Annotated in this window: 15 protein-coding genes; 6 read left to right on the forward strand and 9 right to left on the reverse strand. The window is 42.4% G+C overall.

Annotated features, from left to right (window positions below; all coding sequences use genetic code 11):
* The first annotated feature begins 154 nt into the window (after nucleotides 1-154).
* Entirely contained in the window at nucleotides 155-649 is a 495-nt protein-coding gene (locus V7K36_RS05305) for a hypothetical protein (RefSeq protein ID WP_335113781.1), read from the forward strand.
* Between the two features lie 57 nt (nucleotides 650-706).
* On the forward strand, nucleotides 707-847 hold the full coding sequence (locus V7K36_RS05310) for a PEP-CTERM sorting domain-containing protein (protein ID WP_335113783.1): 141 nt from the start codon (nucleotides 707-709) through the stop codon (nucleotides 845-847).
* A gap of 159 nt (nucleotides 848-1,006) precedes the next feature.
* Here the strand turns inward: V7K36_RS05310 and nblB are convergent, their stop codons facing one another.
* The 7 genes from nblB to V7K36_RS05345 all read right to left on the reverse strand — a co-directional run bounded on the left by nblB (nucleotide 1,007) and on the right by V7K36_RS05345 (nucleotide 9,596).
* Nucleotides 1,007-1,672: a phycobilisome degradation protein NblB gene (gene nblB, locus V7K36_RS05315; RefSeq protein WP_335113785.1), complete on the reverse strand. Its 666-nt coding sequence runs from the start codon at nucleotides 1,670-1,672 to the stop codon at nucleotides 1,007-1,009.
* 92 nt (nucleotides 1,673-1,764) lie between these two features.
* Nucleotides 1,765-2,229 carry a CBS domain-containing protein gene (locus V7K36_RS05320; RefSeq protein ID WP_335113786.1) on the reverse strand — a complete coding sequence of 155 codons (465 nt, stop codon included), beginning with the start codon at nucleotides 2,227-2,229 and terminating at the stop codon, nucleotides 1,765-1,767.
* A gap of 111 nt (nucleotides 2,230-2,340) precedes the next feature.
* Complete coding sequence (gene mutT / locus V7K36_RS05325) at nucleotides 2,341-2,787, reverse strand: 8-oxo-dGTP diphosphatase MutT (RefSeq protein WP_335113788.1); 447 nt, start codon at nucleotides 2,785-2,787, stop codon at nucleotides 2,341-2,343.
* Between the two features lie 314 nt (nucleotides 2,788-3,101).
* Complete coding sequence (locus V7K36_RS05330; RefSeq protein WP_334831605.1) at nucleotides 3,102-3,455, reverse strand: DUF760 domain-containing protein; 354 nt, start codon at nucleotides 3,453-3,455, stop codon at nucleotides 3,102-3,104.
* 253 nt (nucleotides 3,456-3,708) lie between these two features.
* Nucleotides 3,709-4,665 carry an RNA polymerase sigma factor, RpoD/SigA family gene (locus V7K36_RS05335; protein WP_335113790.1) on the reverse strand — a complete coding sequence of 319 codons (957 nt, stop codon included), beginning with the start codon at nucleotides 4,663-4,665 and terminating at the stop codon, nucleotides 3,709-3,711.
* Between the two features lie 544 nt (nucleotides 4,666-5,209).
* Nucleotides 5,210-8,476: a carbamoyl-phosphate synthase large subunit gene (carB, locus tag V7K36_RS05340; protein WP_335113792.1), complete on the reverse strand. Its 3,267-nt coding sequence runs from the start codon at nucleotides 8,474-8,476 to the stop codon at nucleotides 5,210-5,212.
* A gap of 565 nt (nucleotides 8,477-9,041) precedes the next feature.
* The gene (locus tag V7K36_RS05345) at nucleotides 9,042-9,596 is read right to left on the reverse strand and encodes a Dps family protein (RefSeq protein WP_334831611.1); all 555 of its coding nucleotides are present in this window, start codon (nucleotides 9,594-9,596) and stop codon (nucleotides 9,042-9,044) included.
* Between the two features lie 457 nt (nucleotides 9,597-10,053).
* Here V7K36_RS05345 and V7K36_RS05350 point away from each other — a divergent pair, with 457 nt between their 5' ends.
* From V7K36_RS05350 to V7K36_RS05360, 3 genes are all read left to right on the forward strand, one after another.
* Nucleotides 10,054-10,299, forward strand: coding sequence for an Asr1405/Asl0597 family protein (locus tag V7K36_RS05350; protein WP_334831613.1), 246 nt, complete (start codon nucleotides 10,054-10,056; stop codon nucleotides 10,297-10,299).
* Between the two features lie 76 nt (nucleotides 10,300-10,375).
* Nucleotides 10,376-11,041 carry a (2Fe-2S) ferredoxin domain-containing protein gene (locus V7K36_RS05355; RefSeq protein ID WP_335113794.1) on the forward strand — a complete coding sequence of 222 codons (666 nt, stop codon included), beginning with the start codon at nucleotides 10,376-10,378 and terminating at the stop codon, nucleotides 11,039-11,041.
* A gap of 472 nt (nucleotides 11,042-11,513) precedes the next feature.
* On the forward strand, nucleotides 11,514-11,882 hold the full coding sequence (locus V7K36_RS05360; protein WP_335113796.1) for a hypothetical protein: 369 nt from the start codon (nucleotides 11,514-11,516) through the stop codon (nucleotides 11,880-11,882).
* A 211-nt stretch (nucleotides 11,883-12,093) separates the two neighbouring features.
* On the opposite strand, the gene V7K36_RS05365 is transcribed toward V7K36_RS05360, so the two are convergent.
* A complete protein-coding gene (locus tag V7K36_RS05365) occupies nucleotides 12,094-12,294 on the reverse strand; it encodes a hypothetical protein (RefSeq protein ID WP_335113798.1) in 201 nt (66 codons plus the stop codon).
* A 309-nt stretch (nucleotides 12,295-12,603) separates the two neighbouring features.
* Here V7K36_RS05365 and V7K36_RS05370 point away from each other — a divergent pair, with 309 nt between their 5' ends.
* Nucleotides 12,604-14,298 carry a multicopper oxidase family protein gene (locus V7K36_RS05370; protein WP_335113800.1) on the forward strand — a complete coding sequence of 565 codons (1,695 nt, stop codon included), beginning with the start codon at nucleotides 12,604-12,606 and terminating at the stop codon, nucleotides 14,296-14,298.
* Nucleotides 14,299-15,145: 847 nt separating this feature from the next.
* Here V7K36_RS05370 and V7K36_RS05375 read toward each other — a convergent pair.
* Nucleotides 15,146-15,861, reverse strand: a 716-nt coding sequence (locus V7K36_RS05375; protein WP_335113802.1) for a tetratricopeptide repeat protein, incomplete at its 5' end; no start/stop codon positions are given.

Here is a 15,861-nt window from a genome sequence, read left to right on the forward strand (position 1 = left end):
TAAGTAAATCTTGCAGACTCTAAGTCTATGTGATTTTATGGAGATAAGAAATACATCACGCAAGTTTCCCTTTCAGTGACAGTATTTTCTATAAATTACTGAGATTAAAAGTAAAGCGATCGCTCTAATTTAAACTTATTACTAGCAGCCTCAAATGACAATGATTGGTTTTAAATCTACATTACTAAATGCTACTCTGGCTGCTAGTTTTGCAATTCCCTTAGCTACTGCTGGGTTGTTTACCTCTGCTGGTTCTGCACAAGCGGCTGCATTAACAACGGGTGGTTTTTCTTTGCTACCTCAGAATACTGTTACTTTGTCTGCTACTCTGCAAGGAAATTCTCTCAGCTTCGATCTTCCAAATACATTTCTTATTCCTGCGAGTACTACTACTGGTGACTTCACTAATTTTAGTAAAGGTTCAATAGGCCTCAGTATCAGTTTTAATTCCACAAATGAGTTACTTTCAGCAAGTAACCCATTTCTTACACTGATGGATCAGGTTAATAGTACAAATGCCACTTTTACCGTAACTTCTGCTACATACAATGCGAGCCAGGCCTTATCAAACTCAAACCTTTCAAACCTTATTGATATATCCGTTGTAACTAACGGATTCTTTAAGACTGCGCTCGGCGAAATATCCTAGGGGACAGGAATTATTACCTTACAAGCACAAGGTACAGTCGCTGATTTTCAAAACAGTTTGAACGCAGGTAAAACAGTCAACACAACTTATTCTAGTTCTTACTTTGCTACCGTTCCTGAGCCAGCTACAGTATTAGGTTTAGGATTAGTTGCTGCTGGTATGGTTATGTCTCGCCGTCGTAAGAGTTTTGCTCAATAGACTTATCCTAAATATAAAAAAGTTACTTTTAGCAACTAAAAGTAACTTTAAGTTATCTATTCGACCTGGCTGGAATGCATAATTTACCAACCAGGTCGAATTTTTTTCTCCAGTCAGACAAATCTATTTAAGGGTGAATTTTCTTAACCTGAGATAGACTTAAACTGATTGCAAAGAATTTTTGGCTTCAGTTGCGATCGCATCTACTTCATCATTAGCCAGAGTTTCTAATATAGATTTAGCTTCTGAATTACCCAAACGAGCCAAGGCTTGTACAAGTCTATAACGAATTTGCCAATCTGGATTGGTAGCATAGGGAGCCAATAAGGGAACTGCTTGTACATCTCCCAAGTCACCCAAAGAACTAATCGCAGCAGTTTGGACTAATTCGTTTTCTGAAGAAAGTGCCTCTTTGAGTAGTTCAAAGGCTCGTGGATCGCCTAACTCCCCTAATGTCGCAATGATACTGAATTGTATTAGCCATTCACCGGTTGTATGATAAAGTTGTTGCAAATCTTCAAAAGCTTCATGTAACTTCAGAGCGCCCAAACAGTCTGCTGCTGCTGCTTGTACATCTACTTCGGAGTCATGAAGCAAGCGATCGCGCAAGATATCCAAGGATAACTGTAAATCCTGGGTTCCCAGTGTATCCATTTGACTCACCGCCGAGTAACGGACACGAGAATTGCGATCGCCAATAGCACTTTGAATTAATTCAAAGCCAATTGCAGGTTCAAGTTGGCGGATTTGATTGACTGCACGTAAGCGATCGGCTAAATCCTCAGAACTGAGCAATTGCTTAACAGACTCCGGAGTAATACTCATTTAGTTATCCTGGATTTTCAAAGGTATAAAAACAGTCATTAGTCAACAGTCAAGGGTCAAAAAACTCTTAACTAATGACTAATGACAACTGACTAATCTTGACTTGCTGCCATTGCCCGAATAATATCACCACGAGTGAGGATACCAATTACTTGACCCGTGCTGTCAAGTACTGGCAAGCGGTGAACGCTGCGATCGTGCATGATTGTAGCTGCTTCCCTTAAAGTTTTATCAGTAGAAATAGTGATCGGGTTTTTACTCATCACCTCTCCAACGGTTTGCCCTAGTGCCTTGTGCAAGTCACGATCATAAGTAGCAGGATTTTTTAAATAGATAACGCTATCAAGAAACATAATGTACGCAGGTGGAGTAACACCAGTTTCTTGCCACATCAAATCGGTTTCTGAGATAATGCCCACCAATTTACCGACATCATCCACAACAGGTAGTCCGCTGATGTGGCGTTCTGCGAGAATTTGGATAGCTTCCTTCAGTGGAGTTTCCGCCCGGACGACAATAGGATCGCGGCTCATTACATCGGTAACGGTTTTAGGCATTTATTTACTGACACCTTAAATCAAAGTCCCTGCGCCTATTGTAGGAAATTCCGGGACTCAACCTGATGCAATTAATAGATTGTTACGGTATTGGGCATTGGGCATTGGGCATTAGTTATTCTTCCTCATCTCCCTTATCCCCCACTCCCCACTCCCTTTTAAGGCAGCAATAATTTGAGTATTTGCTTTCGGAAAAGTAAACTGCTCCAGTTCTTCCAAAGTTACCCAGCGAATTTCATCGGATTCTAAAGGTTGGGGAACACCTGTAAGATGACGACAGTGATGTACTGTGAGGGTAACGCGCAAGTCTGTATAAGTGTGGTCAATAGTAATCAGATGCTCTCCCACTTCAATTACTATTCCGAGTTCTTCGGAAATTTCCCGTTGAATACACTCTTGGATAGTTTCACCAGGCTCAATTTTACCACCAGGAAATTCCCACAAACCACCCATCGCTCCTTCTTTCCGACGGCGATCGATTAAAATTTGCTTTTGGTCATTCCAAATTACTGCAACACCAATGATTTTATGGGGTGGGAAAGAACTGGTTTCATTCATTGTTAATTAAGGAAATCGGGAGTAGGTAAAGAATTCCTGATTTTTGACTAATAACAAAACTCGGCAGACTGGTTTTAAATCTGCCGAGTTTAGATTTATTACAAAGGTAGTCTACCTCTGTTAGCTTATCCACAAATGTGTATTAATCATTTAGAAATACGCCTCTAGTTGAACTAATGATCAAATTACAGGAGTTCACAGATAGCCAAATCCAAAAATAGCCCCTAAATTTATTTATGGGGATTGTTAATTTTGAATTCGTAGAGAAGCGACGCGACTAGCTATCAGCCCAACAATATTAAATTTCCCAAGTTTTATATTTCTAAGTCAACATCGCTGTTGTTGGTTTCAGTTCCTTGTATGGCGACTTCAAAACTCATTCTCTGTTCAGCGTTACGCAAGAAATAACCACTAATCATCGCAGAGGCGAGAAGCCGACCTAGATTTTCCCGATTTGTGGTTACAGTAACACCAAAGTGTTCTGAAGGTAGATTTCCCAAAAGTCCCGTAATATTACGTTCCATCACCTGAAAGACTTCGGCAGATGTAGGTTTAGATAGCTGGGTAACTGTCTCTGGACTCAATGATTTAACGTACTGCCATAGTAAATCGCTAGTTTCTGATTCACTATTAAAAAATTCTGAGACACGATTGGATGGGTTATTCATTTTTTAGCTCCTTAACTACCATTGCTGGCTGACATGCTTATGATTTGAATATTAAATACCTGTTTTGGATTTGACTTAGCTAGCTATTTGGTCTTCCTGTCAACTAATGTAACAACCTAGCGTAAGAGTGGAAGTAGGTGTAACCGTACCAAAGTCAGCGTATTTTCTCACCCCAAATATATAAAGTGAGGAGTGAGAAGTTAATTAAAAACTCCTAACTCTTCACTCCTAACTCCTAACTCCTAACTCTCCCTTAACTTGCCAAATATTCATCCATGCTGGCTTTAGACTTGCGAAGTTTGGTTAAGGCTTCCCGCTCAATTTGCCGGACTCGTTCCCGGCTGATGTTCAGTATTTCACCAATTCTAGCCAGAGTCAGCGCTTGCCCATCAGTTAAGCCAAAGCGCAGTGTGATCACTTCCCTCTGTTGTGGCGTGAGATCCCCCATCAGGCGATCTAAGTCATAAGATAGAGAAGATTGCATGACAAACTCTTCTGGAGATGCTCCTGGATCTTCCAGCATTTCTCCAAGTTCGGTGTCGTAATTATCACCCAGCCGCAAATCCAAGGAAAGGGGCAAACGCGCCTTTTCTAGATACTCTCGTACTTGTTTGGGGGTTAATTCTAATTCTTGAGCTAGCTCACCAGCTGTGGGAGCGCGTCCCAACTTTTGAGACAATTGGCGCTGTGCCTTTTTAATCTTATTTAATTTTTCGGTTATGTGGATCGGTAGCCGAATGGTACGAGCTTTTTCGGCTATAGCACGAGTGATGGCTTGGCGAATCCACCAATAGGCATAGGTAGAAAACCTGTAGCCTTTGGTGGGGTCAAACTTTTCTACGCCCCGTTGCATACCAATACTACCTTCTTGGATCAAGTCCAGTAAATCGACGTTGCGCTTTATATACTTTTTGGCAACGGACACTACCAAGCGCAAATTGGCTTCTACCATCTTGCGCTTGGCAATCTCACCATCAGCGATCGCTTCGTTCAACTCTGCTGGTTCTAGCTTTGTCGCTTTGGCCCACTCTTCTATAGTCGGTTGACGACCTAACTGGGTGGCAAGATATTCGCTTGATTGATGCAAAGCGCAGGAACGTTGCACCTGTTTACCATAGAAAATCTCTTCCTCGTGGGTTAAGAGTGGCACACGGCCAATCTCACGCAGGTAAGTCCGCACGAGGTCTGTGGCTGTCTGAGCGGTCTTCATGGCGCTACTCTTTGGTAATGATGGGTTTGGCGGTAGGGTCATTAACGGATAGATGCTTTGTTAGGGTGCTACCCAGTCAGACTGGGAACCCATGCTATGGTGTGCAACTTACGCGCCCGATCAACTCGTCGGCTGCTCATAATAATCAAATTTGGGCTACTAACTGCTAAAAATTACAGTTATTTCCTAGTTTTCACAAGTATCTACAGTTAGATAAAAGGTAGCTTCTTAAACATTTTTCTCTTGGAACCTTATTAATAATTGTAACATTTATGAGAATGTTTTGGCTAGATGGTTACATTAAATTTCCTAACTATTCCAGTTCACTTCTAGTTGCCCTTTTTCTCAAGGCTGACTAGAAGTGAATTTAATAAATTATCTGGTTCAAATAATTTCCCTCATATTTGTTAAAGTATCTCAATGAGAACTATAGTCATTCTCTTATAACAATTGTTTAATTTTTGTTGCGAATGGGGATTGGGGATAATTCAGTTCCGAGTTCCCAATTCTGAGTAAAGAAGTGAGATTCCCCACTCCCCACTCCCTACTCCATGACGATCGCGCAGTAATCTTGGATGGCTTTGACATCCAAAGTCGTATTTTGTAAGGAACGAATGGCGGCGACGGTAGCTTTTGCGCCGGCGATCGTAGTAATGATGGGAATTTTGTAAGCTAAGGCTGTGCGACGGATTAACCTAGCATCAGTCTGGGCTTCTTCCCCTGAAGGTGTGTTGATAATAAGTTGGATTTTTTGGTTTTTGATCGCATCGAGGACGTGGGGACGACCTTCATGGAGTTTCAACACCAACTCGATATCTAACCCATGTTCGAGAAGAACTCGCCGTGTACCAAGTGTAGCCATCACTTTAAAGCCCAAATCGATAAATTCCTTTACCACAGCACCTGCAGCAGCTTTATCGCGATCGCTCATTGATACAAATACAGTTCCCGTCAGTGGTAAACGCTCCCCAGCACCCATTTCTGCTTTGGCAAAGGCCCGGCCAAAGTCGCTGTCAATCCCCATCACCTCACCAGTGGATCGCATTTCTGGGCCTAATATTGTATCAGTTCCTGGGAACTTATTAAAGGGTAATACAGCTTCTTTTACAGCAATATGTGTGGGGATGACTTCCTCGGTAAAATGTAACTCCTCTAAGGTTTTACCTGACATAATTAAGGATGCTAGTTTCGCTAACTGTACCCCCGTTGCTTTAGAAACAAATGGGACTGTGCGGGAGGCGCGGGGGTTGGCTTCCAGAATGTAAACTTGGGGAGCATAGCTGCTTGCACCCACAACGGCAAATTGAATATTCATCAATCCCACGACTGACAGCGCTTGTGCTAGCTGCACCGTCCAAGTGCGAATTTGATTGAGAACTGCTGGGGATAGGGAAATAGAAGGTAAAGAACAAGCAGAATCTCCTGAGTGAATCCCCGCTTGTTCAATGTGTTCCATGATGCCACCAATCACTACCCTTCCTGTATGATCGGCGATCGCATCGACATCGACTTCAATGGCGTTTTCCAAAAACTTATCAATCAAAATCGGATGTTCTGGTTCCACTAGCACCGCAAAAGTCATGTAGCGTTCCAACTCAGCATCGGAATAAACGATTTCCATCGCCCGTCCCCCCAACACATAGCTGGGACGCACCACCACCGGATAGCCAATGCGTTTGGCGACAATCAGCGCATCTTCGTAAGTCCGCGCAATACCATTCGGCGGTTGAGCAATATTCAACTGTTGGAGAATCTTTTCAAACCGCTCCCGGTTTTCTGCCATGTCGATGGAATCTGGTGATGTACCCCAAATTTTAGTCAGGAGTCCTGATGTGTCATTGTTGAGAAATTCTTGTAAAGGAATAGCCAACTTTAGCGGTGTTTGTCCGCCAAACTGGATGATCACCCCGACTGGATTTTCAGTTTCGATGATGTTAAGGACATCTTCTTTTGTTAATGGCTCAAAGTAAAGGCGATCGCTGGTATCGTAATCTGTCGAAACTGTCTCCGGGTTGGAATTGACCATAATTGTCTCATACCCCGCTTCCTTCAAGGCATAGGCGGCGTGACAACAACAATAATCAAACTCAATTCCCTGGCCAATGCGGTTGGGGCCACCACCCAAAATCAACACTTTTGGCTTGGTTGTTGGTAAAACCTCTGTTTCTTCTTCGTAGGTAGAATAGTAATAGGGGGTAAACGCTTCAAACTCAGCAGCGCAGGTATCTACGGTTTTATAAACTGGGATGATTCCTAGTGACTTGCGGTAGGTGCGAACTTCATCTTCGGTGGTTTTAGTGGCATAGGCAATCTGGCGATCGCTATATCCGTCCCGCTTCACTTCATAAAATTGCTCTTTTGTCAATTGCTGCAAAGGTGTCCGCTTCAGGAATTTCTCGACATCTAGAAGTTGTTGCAATTTATCCAAAAACCATCGGTCAATACCGGTGAGTTCGTAGATTTCCTCAATAGTCATCCCTTGCTGCAAGGCATGACGCACGGCGAAAATGCGATCAGGGTTAGGTGTCCGCAGTTGGGCGCGAATTTGTTCACCACTGGGTAATTTCTCAGCTTTGTCGCAACCCCAACCAGCGCGTCCTGTTTCGAGCGATCGCAGCGCCTTTTGGAAGGATTCGTTGAACGTCCGCCCAATTGCCATTGCTTCCCCGACTGATTTCATTTGGGTTGTCAGCACTGGTTCGGAACCGGGGAACTTTTCAAAGGCAAAGCGGGGGATTTTTGTCACCACATAGTCAATTGTCGGCTCAAAGGACGCGGGAGTTTTCTTGGTGATGTCATTTTGAATTTCATCCAGGGTGTAGCCTACAGCCAATTTTGCAGCAATTTTAGCGATCGGGAAACCCGTGGCTTTGGAAGATAAAGCTGAACTGCGGGAAACACGGGGATTCATCTCAATTACAACTACATCCCCATTAACCGGATTGACGGCAAATTGAATATTAGAACCGCCAGTTTCTACACCGATCTCGCGGATGATTTTGATTGCCATATCCCGCAGCCTTTGATATTCTTTATCAGTGAGGGTTTGCGCGGGAGCGACGGTAATGGAGTCCCCGGTGTGGATGCCCATAGGGTCAAGGTTTTCGATGGAGCAGATAATCACCACGTTATCTGCCAAATCACGCATCACTTCAAGTTCGTATTCTTTCCAGCCGAGTAAAGACTGGTCAATGAGAATTTGCGAAACGGGGCTGGCATCTATACCTACCTGTGCCATTTCTTCAAATTCTTCTTTGTTGTAGGCAATACCGCCGCCACTTCCACCCATTGTGAAAGCTGGACGAATAATTAGGGGATAAGTACCAATTTGACGGGCAACAGCTTTGGCTTCTTCCAAAGATTCGGCTGTGTCGCTAGGACACACAGCTATTCCAATTCTTGCCATTGCCTGACCAAAAAGTTTTCGATCTTCGGCTTTTTCGATCGCTGGTAGTTTAGCGCCGATTAACTCAACACCGTACTTTTCCAACACCCCATTTTTGGCTAAAGCAACGGCGAGGTTGAGGGCGGTTTGTCCTCCCATCGTCGGTAGGAGAGCATCAGGGCGTTCTTTCTCGATGACTTTTTCGACCAATTCCGGTGTCAACGGCTCAATGTAAGTGCGATCGGCTGTTTCCGGGTCGGTCATAATCGTTGCAGGGTTGGAGTTGACCAAAACCACCTCATAGCCTTCTTCTCGCAGCGCTTTGCAGGCTTGAGTGCCAGAGTAGTCAAACTCACAGGCTTGTCCGATCACAATTGGACCAGAGCCTAACAGGAGAATCTTCCGAAGGTCGTCACGGCGGGGCATAGTAGTTGCGTTGGAGTACGATAATACAAATCCTGATTATTTTAAGGGTCTTTACCCCCTGTCGTGCTTTTTATTATTAAGTTTTCTAAGTTTGATGACAGAAAGGTAGTGGGGAAGGTGGGGACCCCTCTGGGGATAAGGGGTAATGGGGGAGATGAGGGAGACGAGGGAGACAAAGAGAATAACCAATGTCCCATGCCCAATACCCAACGATTATTTTGTATTTCTAATTTTATTTAATTGTGATACTCAAATTTCTAAAGCTTTTGCGAATCTTTATTATTTAAATTGATGACATATGGTAACAGATGGTGATTTATTTTTGCATATATTTATCTGATTATTCAGCATAAATAAATTTTTAATTATAAATATTTATGAACTAGTTAATTGCTAAAGATTTTTAATATTAAATATTATACAAAATTATACAAATATGTTTACTTGGATTAAAAATGGCAGAGAAATAGGGATGCCATTCTCTGCCGTTTTTTATAATATTTTAAGAGTTAGTGCTGCAACTTTCTCTTTCAGTCTAGGTAGACAAATCTAGATTATCAGAGTTTTAGCTTTGAGCAGCTTGGACAAACCCTAATGTTAAGCTGTCTTTGGCGAGGAAGTGAGACAAATGATAAGCACGTTCCTCAGCTTTCAACAAAATCTTTTCGTAGAGATAGCGTGTACCCCGATCCCCCAAACTCTCTGCTTGAGCAGCTTGGCGGCGAATTACGCCAATAATAGCTTGTTCTGCGGCTAGGTCATTTTCTACCATTTGGCGAGAGGAATATACGCCTTCAGATTCTTGCTCAAAACAGGTTAGTTCTGCTAATTTGCTGAAGGTTGCTACTGGCACACCACCTAGTCCATCCAAACGTTCTCCAATTTCATGAACGTGGTCTTGTACTTGGTTATAGCTTTCGTTGAAAAACTCATGCAGAGAGTAAAATTCTGAGCCTTCAACTACAAAATGATGCTTTTGGTACTGTAAGTATAGTGCCTGGAAACTAGCTAATACAACGTTAAATCCTTCTGTAACTGGAGCAGTTACGCTGTGATCCAGCAACACGGGATTGTCATATACATGACCAAAATTCCGTAACAAAGTTTGTGTTTCAGACATTGTTCTCCTCATTCTTTAGCAGTTATAGATTTTAACTGCTTATTCTTTACATATTAACATTTTAATAATTAAGAGCAAGCCGATTCGCCATCATAATATTTTGTATTTTTGCTGACTAAAATTCTCAAATTTATTGTTTGCTGGATGATCATACGCTAAGTAAGTTGCATATATTTATTATTATTCTTGACATAAGAAGTTAAGTGTGCGATAGTTCCAATGTCAGTGGGGAGTAGAAGAAAATTCTACCCTATTTTCTCCCTTGTCCCCCTTGTCTGGGTCATCCCGCTCTCAGTATGCGATCGCGACAATAATTTTATTTTTTCCAAAATTAATGATAATTATTTGCACTTAATGTATGCTGGTATTAAGAGGCTAAACTCTTAAAACTTTCAAAAAGCAGGAAGTTAAATCGTTGCACTTACTGCAAGTTTGTTGCACTTTGAGGGCAATTCTCTTGAAATCATCTAGTTCAGAAATAGAAATAAAGCACCTTGTAGAGGTAAATTGGGCAGACAGATGGCAAGTCTATCAACGCCTAAAGGAGTTAGACATTCCCTGTAGTTGTGCCGCTAACCAGCCATTGAAAGTTGAAATTGGCTCTCCTCTGACAGCTATTCAACTTTGGAGTGTGAATCAGCGATTTACAGCCTCCCGTCAAGACCAGATTTGGACTCTTGAACGCTGCTGGCATAGTCGCTAGCAACAGTTTTAATCTGTGGCTGCTGCTGAGAATCTCTCGCTTAATAGCTTGTATTAGTTAAAAAGAGGTCAATAAAATGAGTGCATCTTACACTACAGAAGTATCAGAATTTTGCCTTGAAGGCAGGTTTATAGAGTTTGTTATTAAAGATGGCTATAAGCTTAAAGGCTTACTGTTGGCGACTCATGAGGGTGAGTTTTACATTAAACTAGCTAAACATTTACGGGCTGCTTTTGATTTGCGCCTACCACCAGGTACTTGGTTACAAGTTGTTGGTTATAAAGAATACGATATAAAAAAAGACAAAGTTATACTGAAAGCTGAACGTGTAATGGCGGCGCGTTCTGAGATGGAGAGAGTTCACACGACGACTCCAGTACAAGAACCCCCATCTATTGATAATGTCAAGGTAAAACCAGTTAAAACTAAAGCCACGATTTTGGTGTGTCAAAAGTCTGATTGCATGAAACGCGGTGGTAAAGCAGTTTGTCAGGCGTTGGAGGCGGCTTTAAGCGATCGCGGTTTAGAAGACCAAGTTACAATCAAGGGCACTGGTTGTATGAAGAACTGTAAAGCTGGGCCTAACTTAGTAATGCCAGATAAAACCCGCCATAGCCGAATTCAAGCTTCACAAGTCCCCGCGCTGATGAATCAGCATTTTGGTGACAAGAGTTTATCAGCACAGCCTGAAAATTTAAGGGAAGTAGCGATATTTAATGGTAAATTTTGCGGAAATAAGTAGTTAAATCTTGACATTTTAATGAGAAAGTTCAATAATATCTTCTCAAGTGTGTTCCGTTAATATTCGGCATTAAGCTATTGCTAGAAGTTGCAATAGCTTCAAAAAACTGGCTTGAATTCAAGCCAGTTTTTTGAGTTAATAGGGTTTCTATTGAGCAATTTTTAACCGGGATGCTCCCATAATTTGTCAAGATTCAAGGGAACGTGGTTGATTGGTGAGTACGTAGACGCAGAGAGGCTTGTCGTTAGACATCGCTTACAGTGGAAGCGTCAATCATCAATAGACCTCTTGCATAAATCAAAAATAAGAACCCCACCCCGCCAAAGCTACGCTTTGTCTCCCCTCTTGAAGAGCGGGGAGGGTTGGGGGTGGGGTGTTAGCGACTTTTGCAAGAGGTCTAATGACTTAAAAACAAATGCCACATACCCCTCAGTGGATATACATCGTTTTTTTTCCACTTTTCACAATAGTCATGATTTTTCTATTCCATCATGACTGGAATCGCCTCGCTAAACTCTACCGCACCCAAGAAGCGCCGCCACTAAACTTCTCCCGAATGCAAAGCGGTTCTGTGGGTTTGGTGTACTACAAAGGAACTTTAAATGTTGGTATAACTCCTCAAGGGATTTATCTGAGTATTTTCCCCTTGTTTAGCTTAGGACTTTCGCCTTTGTTGATTCCCTGGAGTGCTATTAAAAAAATTGAACCTGCTAACCAACTATTTATTATTAAGCGTTTTCGTTTGTATCTTAGTTCCCCAAAAGTCACCCTGATTTTAAGCAAAGATATTTTGGAACCAGCTAAAGAATTTTTAGTTCCACAGGGATTTGAGTGGATTTAGACCTGACTTTTCACGGTATCTGGAAAACCTCACTTCTATTTCTCTCTCCTAAAAGGAGAGAGACTTTGAATTTTCCCCTTTAGAGCGTCCTATACACGGTAGCGACACACTATTACGTAGGCGTAGCCCGCCGCAGGCATCGCTTGTATTTGACGCAAGCTCTAAGCGCTATATTTATACAGAATTACATTGAGCGCTCGCCTACAGCCTCTCATGAGAAGCGCACAGTTGTAAAGGCGATCGCTTTATATTTTAATGCAGTTGAGTTGAGCAATCGCAATGTAGCTTGTGATCCAAAGTTTCCTGTTAATACCTTTTTGCGTCTTTTTGCTATCCAGACGAAGCGGTAATTAATGAGTGTCACAGATGTTGTTTTATGTCTATATTTTCCACTCACATTTGAAGTTTCCATAAAGTTATAGTAAATAGCTTGCATCTATAAACCATATTTTAATAGATTAAATTTGTCTGTAATCTACACCAATAGGAAATCTTTTTTAGCTTATTTAAATCTAAATAAGTACGTAGGCACGATAAAACAAATATGTATTTAGTTTTGTAAGAACGGTGAAATAACTAATTTGTAAGGTATCTGCCGAATTTAGATTTCGTTATATACTTGCGAATTTTCTCGCCCACTTATTTAGCTATTTATTCCATACCTGGAAAATATACATGGCAAGTGCTACTTAACTTCTTTGAGGGAAAAACCAAACCATTCATGACCAGAATTATTAGACGAATAGCATTAAAGCTTGCAGCACTTCCAGGGGTATTGAAGCAAAGACAACTGCGCCAACTTTTGAGGATTGCTGCCAGTATTTTTTTTGCTCTTGTTGTTGTGATATATGCGTTGCAAGTAAGGGCGCAAACCCCATCCACATCTTCTGTTTGCGCTCAACCGCCTGCGGGAAGCATTGTCAAAAACCCACCAGAAATCCGCAATCCTAATGCCACCAATCCGGCAAATTTTACGGTTGTCAACATTTCCCCTAAGCAAAACTGCTATGTTGCCAATGGTAACTTGCAAGCACCAACGCTTAGGCTGAGTCCAGGTAAGGCAAACTTAGTACTGAGATTGACTAACCAATTACCAGGTCAAGCAAAAGGAACACAAGACCAAAACTGTCAGCGCCAATATCCTGGAGGAATGGCACCCCCAAATTCAACCAACCTGCATTTTCATGGCTTGAGTATATCTTCAAAATGCCATCAGGACGAAGTTGTGCGGACGGTGGTTGAGCCGAAACAGACTTTCCAATACAATGTCAGTATTCCACAGGGAGAGCCACCGGGACTATATTGGTATCACCCACACGTCCATATGCAGAGTCAAGCCCAAGTGCTGAGTGGATTAACAGGTGCGATTATTTTTGAAGGCATCGGGAAGTATAACAAGCAAGCTGCTCAACTTCCAGAACGGGTGTTTGTGTTACGTGATACGCAGCTATTAAAATATTTTGATTTTCAGCAACCAGTCAGGGATATTTCCATCAACTCAGTTCCAATTAGGTATAAAGGTGGGGGTATTTATGATCCGCCAGCCATCATTCAAATGGAACCCAATCAAAAACAGTTTTGGCGTGTCGCTAATACGGCGGCGGATACCTTCTTTGACTTGCAACTCCAATACAATAGCATTGCTCAACCGCTTCAATTAGTAGGGATGGATGGTGTTCCGATCAATGCTGATAGTCAGTTGCAGAACCAGACTAAATCTGTCTACCACATTCTGCTACCCCCAGGCGGAAGGGCAGAGTTCATGATCAATGGTCCGCAAGCGTCGGTGAAGGATGCCAAGTTTTTGACGCTGAAATATAACACAGGGGCGCAAAATTATAATAACCCACAACGAACGATAGCTAGAATTCAAATGCAAGCGGCATCATCTGCTTCAGCCTCAAATCCTGAGTTAAGCGTTGACTTAAGCAAGGTATCGGGCGATCGCTTTTCTGGAGTAAATCAGAACCAGTCTGTAAAGCAGCGCAAGCTCTACTTCTCTCAAACAGCTGCTGGTGTACAACCAGAGCAGTATTACATCACAGTAGAGCCAAATAAGCCTAAAGTTTACGATCCAAACTTCAAGACTCCCGATATCACGGTTCAGGAGGGAACGACTGAGGATTGGATCGTGGAAAACCGAAGTTTGGTAATCCATACTTTCCATATCCACCAAGTCCACTTCCTCGTCTTGAACAGTTCCGATGCAAGTGAGATCGGGATGATGCGCGACACAATCAATGTACCTATCTGGAACGGTAAGCCAAACACCCCGTTTCCCAGTGTGAAACTGCGAATGGATTTCCGAGGCGTTCAGAATGGTGCAAGTATTGCAGGTACTTTTGTTTACCACTGCCATATCTTGGAACACGAAGACAAGGGTATGATGGCATCTATTGAAGTCAAGAGTAAGTAACGCGAAAATAGTCAGATCATCATCAAATGAGCAGGGGTAATTTTTACGTGTAACCTTGATTTAAGCTCGACGTTGACCTTCTGAGGCTCGATGTTGATCTTCTGAGGTTCGATGTTGACCTTCTGAGGCTCAATGTTGATCTTCTGAGGTTCGATGTTGACCTTCTGAGGCTCAATGTTGACCTTCTGAGGCTCGATGTTGACCTTCTGAGGCTCGATGTTGACCTTCTGAGGCTCAAAAATGCTTTGGCGACTTAGCGCTTCTCGGTGGAGTTTAATATATAGGACTTACGCATAAGAGATCCCCCAACCCCCTTAAAAAGGGGGCTTTTTAGATCCCCCCTTTTTTAAGGGGGGTTAGGGGGGATCGAGGTTTCAGGTTTTGAGTGCGTAAGTCCTAACGGGACTTAAACATTTTTGAGGGATAAAGAAGCCTCAAATCCATGCAGGGTAAGGGAAATACACCAAATGCTCAAATATAGCGAAAACCCAGATATATCAAGAAACTAAGCAAAATGATGTCAAAGTCTTTTTGTATATAGATTTGAGTCTCTTTTTTGGGTGTTTTTTGTCTAAGTCCCACTAATATAGACCTAACCCCCAGCCCATTCCCTACTAGCGTTGGGGAGTAAGATTCAAAGCCTCTCCCGTTATAGGGGAGAGGTTTGGAGAGAGGTCAAAATTTCAGTATTCCCAAAATTATGGAGTCGATCGCTATTATGAAAAGGACACAGTTGTAAAAGCGATAAGCCTGACGGCATGGCTACGCTTACCGCCTACACCGTCTCATGAGAAGGGCACAGTTGTAAAAGCGATCGCTTTATAATTTCTACTGTAAATTACATGACCTAAGTTAGAGAAGACTGCAACAACTCTCGCATAGATATAGCTTGCAGATGGTTAGGGAACACAGCTAAAAACTCATTCAGGTCTTGGATAGCTGCATGGATAAGCTCTAAGGAAGCACCTTGAGATAAAACATAGCGATATAACTGCTCTGCTGGTTGAGTATATTGAGCAGCCAAATAGTAAAGGGCTAAATTAAAAGCATTACGCGAATCTTTAGCATCTTTTTCGTAATGCTGTTTAGCAAGCTTGATGGCAAGTGCTAAGTCAGATCGTGCTTTATCTGGTTGGTTAAGAGCTAAGTAAGTTAAAGCGCGATCGTATAAATACCAATCATTATTAGATATTAAGTTGATAGCATGGCTGAAATCTGCAAGAGCTTCGTTGTACCGTTTAAGCATCAGGCAAGTTACACCGCGATTTGCGATCGCCCAGTCAAGTTTGGGGTTAAGTTCAATGGCGCGGTCAAAATCTTCTAGGGCTTCTGGGTAACGCTCCATTGATTGGTAAGTTTCACCGCGAAGTGCGATCGCCCAGTCAAGTTTGGGGTTAAGTTCAATGGCGCGGTCAAAATCTTCTAGGGCTTCTGGGTAACGCTCCATTGATTGGTAAGTTTCACCGCGAAGTGCGATCGCCCAGTCAAGTTTGGGGTTAAGTTCAATGGCGCGGTCAAAATCTTCTAGGGCTTCTGGGTAACGCTCCATTGATTGGTAAGTTT

It is taken from the genome of Nostoc sp. (assembly GCF_036919555.1).
Classification (GTDB): domain Bacteria; phylum Cyanobacteriota; class Cyanobacteriia; order Cyanobacteriales; family Nostocaceae; genus Nostoc.